1 protein-coding gene and 1 pseudogene are annotated in these 1,146 nt (G+C 70.3%); both read left to right on the top strand.

Annotated features, from left to right (window positions below):
- A partial coding sequence (locus B0F77_RS46165; RefSeq protein WP_143467305.1) for a phosphotransferase family protein occupies nt 1-890 on the top strand: 890 nt, incomplete at its 5' end.
- A 3-nt stretch (nt 891-893) separates the two neighbouring features.
- A pseudogene (locus tag B0F77_RS46170) lies at nt 894-1,146 on the top strand (acyl-CoA dehydrogenase); the annotation flags it as partial.

Consider the following 1,146-nt stretch of genomic DNA (forward strand, 5'->3'; position numbering starts at 1 on the left):
ACGGCACCCAGCGCTGGGTGCTGCGCCGCCCGCCGCTGGGCCACGTCCTCGCGACCGCCCACGACATGGCCCGCGAGTTCCGCGTCATCTCCGCGCTCGCCGACACCGACGTCCCGGTGCCGCGCGCCTACCGGCTCGTCGAGGACACCGGCGTCATCGGCGCCCCGTTCTACCTGATGGAGGAGATGCCCGGCGTCGCCCTGCGGGAACGGTCGCAGGCCCCGTGGCTCAACTCCGAGAAGGCCACCGTGCTCTCCCGCAAGCTCGTCGACGTGCTCGCCGAACTGCACTCCGTCGACCCGGAGTCGGTCGGTCTCGGCGACTTCGGCCGCCCGGAAGGGTTCCTCGCCCGCCAGGTCAAGCGGTGGGGCAAGCAGCTCGACGCCTCCCGCAGCCGCGACCTTCCCGGCATCGACGAACTGCGCGGCAAACTCGCCGACACCGTCCCGGATTCCTCGCGCGTGGCGATCATCCACGGCGACTACCGCCTCGACAACGCGCTGGTCACGCAGTCGCCACTGCGGATCAGCGCGGTGCTGGACTGGGAGATGGCCACCCTCGGCGACCCCCTCGCGGACCTCGGCCTGCTCTACGTCTACTGGCAGGGCCTGGGCGTCGACAACGACCCCATCACCGGCAGCGTCCCGTCCATGCCGGGCTTCCTGACCGCCGACCAGCTCGTCGCCCGCTACACCGCCCGCACCGGCATCGACACCTCCGGACTGGGCTGGTACATCGCCTTCGGCTACTTCAAGCTCGCCGTCATCGTCGAGGGCATCCACTTCCGCTTCGCCAGCGGCAAGACCGTCGGCGCCGGGTTCGAGAAGCTCGGCGCGTTCACCGTTCCCCTCGTGCGGCAGGGTCTCGCCGCCGCCCACAAGGAGCTCTGAGTCATGGACTTCGCCTACGACGCCAAGACCGAGGAACTGCGCGCCAAGCTGCTCGCGTTCATGGACGAGCACGTCTACCCGGCCGAGGCCGTCCTCGAACAGCAGCTGCACGACGCCGCCGACCCGTGGGAACGCCAGCCCGTCCTCGAAGGCCTCAAGGCCGAGGCCCGCAAGCAGGGCCTGTGGAACCTCTTCCACCCCGAGCACAGCGACGGCGTGACGAACCTGCAGTACGCGCCACTGGCCGAGATCACCG

Source organism: Lentzea kentuckyensis (genome assembly GCF_002150765.1).
Lineage (GTDB): Bacteria > Actinomycetota > Actinomycetes > Mycobacteriales > Pseudonocardiaceae > Lentzea > Lentzea kentuckyensis.